The 6046-nt window shown below is 61.7% G+C and carries 5 protein-coding genes; 3 read left to right on the top strand and 2 right to left on the bottom strand.

From position 1 onward, the window contains the following. The coding region (locus tag ACLKMW_RS24520) for an aminomethyltransferase family protein (protein WP_415727145.1) at positions 1-1050 on the bottom strand (1050 nt) is incomplete at its 3' end. A gap of 435 nt (positions 1051-1485) precedes the next feature. On the opposite strand from ACLKMW_RS24520, the gene hisS reads away from it, so the two are divergent. The 3 genes from hisS (at position 1486) to hisG (ending at position 5126) form a co-directional block, all read left to right on the top strand. Beyond that, positions 1486-3156 carry a histidine--tRNA ligase gene (hisS, locus tag ACLKMW_RS24515; RefSeq protein ID WP_415727144.1) on the top strand — a complete coding sequence of 557 codons (1671 nt, stop codon included), beginning with the start codon at positions 1486-1488 and terminating at the stop codon, positions 3154-3156. Positions 3157-3309: 153 nt separating this feature from the next. Beyond that, positions 3310-4431, top strand: a complete 1122-nt coding sequence (locus ACLKMW_RS24510) for an ATP phosphoribosyltransferase regulatory subunit (RefSeq protein WP_415727143.1) — start codon at positions 3310-3312, stop codon at positions 4429-4431. Further along, complete coding sequence (gene hisG, locus ACLKMW_RS24505; RefSeq protein WP_415727142.1) at positions 4428-5126, top strand: ATP phosphoribosyltransferase; 699 nt, start codon at positions 4428-4430, stop codon at positions 5124-5126. The genes ACLKMW_RS24510 and hisG overlap by 4 nt, the downstream gene beginning before the upstream one ends. Here the strand turns inward: hisG and ACLKMW_RS24500 are convergent. Then, on the bottom strand, positions 5109-6023 hold the full coding sequence (locus ACLKMW_RS24500) for a hydrogen peroxide-inducible genes activator (protein WP_415727141.1): 915 nt from the start codon (positions 6021-6023) through the stop codon (positions 5109-5111). The genes hisG and ACLKMW_RS24500 overlap by 18 nt on opposite strands. Positions 6024-6046 lie beyond the last annotated feature (23 nt).

Here is a 6046-nt window from a genome sequence, read left to right as displayed (position 1 = left end):
GCGGATTTCAAGCGGCGTACCCTGCTCGGCGCAGTCGACATCGAGGCGGGCGATGCCCATCGATTTCTTGACCAGCGGCGAATACATGGCGCAGGTGACGACGCCCACCTTCTTGCCGTCGCGATAGACCGGAGCACCCTCGTCGGCCGGCTTGTCGCCTTCCAGCAGTACGCCGAAGATCTTGAAGCGCTCCTTGCCCTTCAGACGGTAGTGTTCCTCGGCGCCGCGGAAGCCGGTCTTGCCGGGGCTCACCGTGAAATCAAGGCCAAGCTCCCAAAGCGTGTCGCCGGGGCCTTCGTTCTCGAACGGATATTTCTGCGAGTTGTCGTAAGGATAGAACAGCAGGTAGCTTTCGACGCGCAGCATGTCGAGGGTGGTGAAGCGGGTGGGGATGATGCCCATCTCCTTGCCCTCGGCCACGATCGTATCCCAGATCTGAGGCGCATCCTGACCACGGCAGAAGATTTCGTAGCCGCGTTCGCCGGTGTAACCGGTGCGCGAAATCATCACCGGCAAGCCAAACAGGCGGGTCTGCATGTGATGGAAGTAGTTCAGGTCGCGGATGCCCGGAACGTGCTTTGCCAGATAGTCGACCGCAACCGGTCCCTGCAGCGACAGGTCATGCAGATTGTCGTCGAAGCGGATCGAAACGTCACGGCCGATGGCGGCGCGCGTCAGCTCCTCATGGCCGGTGCCCGAACCGTGCACGACCATCCAGGAGTTGGGGCCCATGCGGTAGATGACGCAGTCGTCGGTGAACTTGCCGGCATCGTTGAGCATGCAGGCATAGGAGGAACGCCCCGGATAGATCTTCTCGACATCGCGGGTCGTCGCCAGGTCGATCACATGCGAGGCATGCGGGCCATTGATGTGGACCTTCTTCAGGCCCGAGACATCCATGATGCCGGCCTTTGTGCGGATTGCGACATATTCCTCGACCCAGTCCTTGTCGTAGGTCCAGGCGGTGCCCATGCCGTTCCAATCCTCCAGCTTGGAACCGAGCGCGCGATGGCGATCCGCCAAGGTCGAAAACCTCCAGGATGCAGTCATCTATTGTTCTCCCATCTGTGAATTCATACTCCTTTCGGCCCCGCAGGCCGAAGGAATGCCACTCCGATCGCCGATCATACTGCCTCAAAATTTCAAACGCGCAATACTGATATGCAAAAAATTTCATTATTAGGCAAATAAGAGGCGGCCGTTTCCGGCACCTTGGACGACGCGAAAAACCCACGAAAACAACTTCCGCTCGTGGCGCTTTTAGATCAGCGAGACGCGAGTCTTTGCTATCGTAAACCCGTCCAGCACGACGGGAAATCCTTACTTAGGCGGTCAAAAGGCATTTTTGCGGATCTTCTCAAACCGCTCGCGAAAGGCTGCGTTGACGCCGCCCTTGCCGCCCTGTGCTGCATAAGTTAGGACACGCGCGCCGTAACTGCTGGTTACGTGAGAATTAGACCATAGTATGACAAGAGCGAACCGACCATGGCCGACAAATCGGAAAAGACGAAGGCGCGGCTGCCGCGCGGATTTGTCGACCGCAGCGCCGAGGACATCCGCGCCGTCGAGCGGATGACCGCCAAAATCCGCGAAGTCTACGAACTGTATGGTTTCGAGCCGGTCGAGCAGCCGCTGATAGAATATACGGATGCGCTGGGGAAATTCCTGCCGGATCAGGATCGGCCCAATGAAGGCGTGTTTTCCTTTCAGGACGACGACGAGCAGTGGCTGTCGCTGCGCTATGACCTGACCGCGCCGCTGGCGCGTTTCGTCGCCGAAAACTACGAACGCTTGCCCAAACCCTATCGCAGCTATCGCGCCGGGTGGGTGTTCCGCAACGAAAAGCCGGGACCGGGGCGCTTTCGCCAGTTCATGCAGTTCGACGCGGATACGGTCGGCACGCCGGGCGTGGCGGCAGATGCCGAGATGGCGATGATGATGGCGGATGTCATGGAGGCGCTCGGCATCCAGCGCGGCGACTATGTGATCCGCGTCAACAACCGCAAGGTACTCGACGGCGTGCTGGAGGCGATCGGCCTTGGCGGCGAGGAGAATGCCGGACGCCGGCTGACGGTGTTGCGCGCCATCGACAAGCTCGACAAGTTCGGCCCGGAGGGTGTTCGGCTCCTGCTCGGCCCCGGCAGGTGGGACGGCGGCAAAGAAGGCGAGGGTGATTTCACCAAGGGCGCGGGCTTGGATGAAAGACAAATATCCATCGTTGAACCGATACTACTGTTCGACAGAACGGCCGATGAGATTGCCGTGGCAATGGAAGGTGACAGTCCTACATCCCCCATTTTTGAGAAGGTGAAGCGAAACGGACGGAGTTTTATAAACGTATCGGAGAAAGCTCAGCGGATTCTGGATACCGTCGGAACAGAAAATGCGAGCGCGCTGGGCTACATAAGAGCTGTTTTCTATAAAGCCGGGGGGGACTTCAACTTCAATATGAAGTCGTATCAGGGCTATGATGAACTTTCGCAAATAGCAGCTTTGGTACATGCCGCTGGCTACGATGACCGAGTGGTGGTTGACCCCTCCGTTGTGCGCGGACTCGAATATTACACAGGCCCCGTCTACGAAGCCGAGCTCCTGACCGAAATCCCGAACGACGAGGGACAGATCGTCCGTTTCGGTTCGGTGGGCGGCGGCGGCCGCTATGATGGCCTGGTCTCCCGCTTTCGCGGCGAGCCGGTGCCTGCGACCGGATTTTCCATCGGCGTCTCGCGGCTGATGACGGCGCTCAAGAACCTCGGCAAGCTCGACACGTCCGATGTACTTGCGCCGGTCGTGGTGCTGGTCATGGACAAGGACACCGAAAGCCTCGGCCGCTACCAGAAAATGGTTTCGGAGCTTCGCGCCGCCAAAATCCGCGCCGAGCTCTATCTTGGCGGTGCCGGCATGAAGGCCCAGCTCAAATATGCCGACCGGCGCGGCTCCCCTTGCGTCGTCATCCAGGGCGGCGACGAGCGCGCAAGGGGCGAGGTGCAGATCAAGGATCTGATCGAGGGCAAGCGCCTTTCCGAGGAAATCACCGACAATGCCGAATGGCGCGCTGCTCGCCCGGCGCAAGTCACTGTGCCGGAAGGAGAGCTGGTCGCGGCGGTGGAGAAGATACTCGCCGCGCAGGCGGAAGAGCGCAGCCGTGAGAAGTGAGTTTACGTCGCCCCTCATCCCCCTGCCGGGACCTTCTCCCCGTGGCACGGGGAGAAGGGCGATGGCTGCAACGCTGATGCTCCCCTCGCCCCGTTTACGGGGAGAGGGTAAGGGTGAGGGGCAATATCTGATGCCTAGTGCGAGGTGCCGCTCATGACCCCCCGCTATCCGGCCATCGCTCCTGACATCCTCAAGCTCTTCGCTGCGCGCGGCGCCGATTCCGTCGACATCCCGGTGATCCAGCCCGCCGATCCGTTTCTCGATATGGCGGGTGAGGATTTGCGCCGCCGCATTTTCCTCACCGAAAGCGAGACCGGCGAGACGCTGTGCCTGCGGCCTGAGTTCACCATTCCGGTCTGCCTGAACCATATAAGAAGCCAGTCCGGCACGCCGCGTCGCTATGCCTATCTGGGTGAGGTGTTCCGCCAGCGCCGCGAAGGCGGCAATGAATTCTTTCAAGCCGGTATTGAAGACCTTGGCGACATCGACACGGCGAGCGCCGATGCGCGTTCGGTGGGCGACGCGCATGCGCTGCTACAGCTCGCTCTGCCGAGCAAGGGCCTCAACATCACGCTTGGCGATCAGACGGTGTTCGAAGCGGTGCTGGCTGCCCTTGGCCTGCCGCGAGGATGGCGCATGAAGCTTGCCCGCGCCTTCGGCTCCGCCGACCTGTTGGGGGCTGCACTTGCCGATCTTGCCACGCCGCCACCCAGCGGTGCACTGGATGAGCCGGTCGCCTCGTTGGTCAGCGCTGGTGATCTCGACGGTCTTGCCACCCATGTCGCACGCGGTATGGAGAAGACCGGGCTTTCGCCTTCCGCCGGTCGCACGCCCACGGATATTGCGCGCCGGCTGGTGGAAAAGGCCGAGCTGCGCAGCGTGCGGCTCTCAAGCGATGCGCTCGACGCGCTGAAAGCCTTCCTTGCGATCCATGTTCCGATTGCCGAGGCGAGCGACACGCTGCGTGACTTTGCGTCTGGTGCGGCCCTCTCCCTCGGCGCGGCACTGGACAATTTCGCGGCGCGAACGGCAGCGCTTGCTGGGCAGGGATTGCCGCTTCACGCAATCCACTACGACGCCGGTTTCGGCCGCCCGCTCGACTACTATACCGGCCTGGTTTTCGAGATCGTCGCCGATGGCGACGAGCGGCCGCTGGCCGGCGGCGGCCGTTATGATCGGCTGCTGACACTCCTTGGCGCCAAGCAGCCGATCCCTGGCGTCGGTTTTTCCGTCTGGCTCGATCGCATCGAGCGCTTGGCGCAAGGTGCGCAATGATCACGCTCGCTATTCCCTCGAAAGGCCGATTGAAGGAGCAGACGCTGGAGGTTCTGGCCACGGCCGGACTTACCGTGCGGCTGCCAGGTGATGAGCGCAACTACCGCGCGCGCATCGACGGCCGCGAAGACGTAAGCGTGGCATTCCTCTCCGCATCGGAAATCGCCGGGGAGATTGGCAAGGGCGCGGTCGACCTCGGCATTACCGGCGAGGACCTGTTGCGCGAGACGGTGGCCAATTGGGAAGCGAAGGCCGAAATCACGTCTCGCCTCGGCTTCGGCCATGCCGATGTCGTGGTGGCTGTGCCGGACGTGTGGCTGGATGTCGACACGATGGCCGATCTTGACGATGTCGCCGCCGATTTTCGCCAGCGTCATGGGCGCCGCCTGCGCATTGCCACCAAGTACTGGCGTTTGACCCAGCAGTTCTTTTCGCAAAAGCACGGCATCCAGGTCTACCGCATCGTCGAGAGCCTCGGCGCCACGGAAGGCGCCCCTGCCGCCGGTTCGGCCGATATCATCACGGATATCACCACGACCGGCTCGACCCTGCGCGCCAACCATTTGAAGGTACTGCAAGACGGCGTGATCCTGCGCTCGCAGGCTTGTCTCGTCGCGTCAAGAAAACCGCGCGATCCCGCCGATGAAGCAACGCTTCGAGCGCTCACGCAGGCCGTTTCAGGCAGCCTTCGGTAAAAGCTTGTCGCGCAGACCGCGCACGATCTTGGCGAGTTCCACGCATTCTTCGTGCCGCATGCTGTTACGCCGCCAGGCAAGACAGATGGTCCGCGACGGCATCGGCTCGGTAAACGGCACGGTCTTCAAATCACGCATGGTGCTTGCCGGCCCGATCGCCATTTCGGGAATGAGCGTCACGCCAAGTCCATGCGCAACCATCTGCAGCAGCGTGGTCAGGCTGGTGGCGCCGTAGCTCGCCATGGCCACCGGCTTGACGCTGCCGCACACCGCCAGCGCCTGTTCACGCAGGCAATGGCCCTCTTCAAGCAACATCAGCCGGTCCAGCGCCGGACTATCAGGCGCGACCGGCGGCGAGGCGAATTCCGTGTCGTTCTCGGCCACCGCCAGGAAAAACCGATCGTCGAAAAGCTCCTCCTCGACCAGTCCGGGATAGTCGAGCGGCAGGGCTGCGATGAAACCGTCTATGCGGCCGGCAGCCGTTTCTTCCACAAGCGAAGCTGTCACGGCCTCGCGTAACTCCAGCACCAGCGCCGGAAAGCGGGCCTTCAGTTCCGGCAGGACATGCGGCAACAGATAGGGCGCGATGGTGGGTATTATTCCCAGTCGGAATTTGCCTTCCATTGCCAGCCGGCCACGCCGCGCGATGGTTTCGACGTCGCGTATGTCGGCCAGGATGCTCTCGATGCGAGGCAGCAGGTCATATGCTTCGGCGGTCATCTGCACCGACTTTCCGCCACGCTCGAACAGAAGACAGCCGAGCCGCTCCTCCATTTCGGCGATTTGCGCCGAAAGCGCCGGCTGGGTGACGCCGACGAGTTCAGCGGCCCGGCCGAAATGCAGTGTCTGGGCCAGCGCGTCGAAATAGAGCATCTGTCGGACGGTCAAGCGGATCATAGGATAAAGTTATCGATATGAAC

Source organism: Borborobacter xinjiangensis, from assembly GCF_047739745.1.
In the GTDB taxonomy this organism is placed as follows: Bacteria; Pseudomonadota; Alphaproteobacteria; order Rhizobiales; family Rhizobiaceae; genus Pseudaminobacter.
This window is presented reverse-complemented; position numbering and strand designations above follow the sequence as displayed.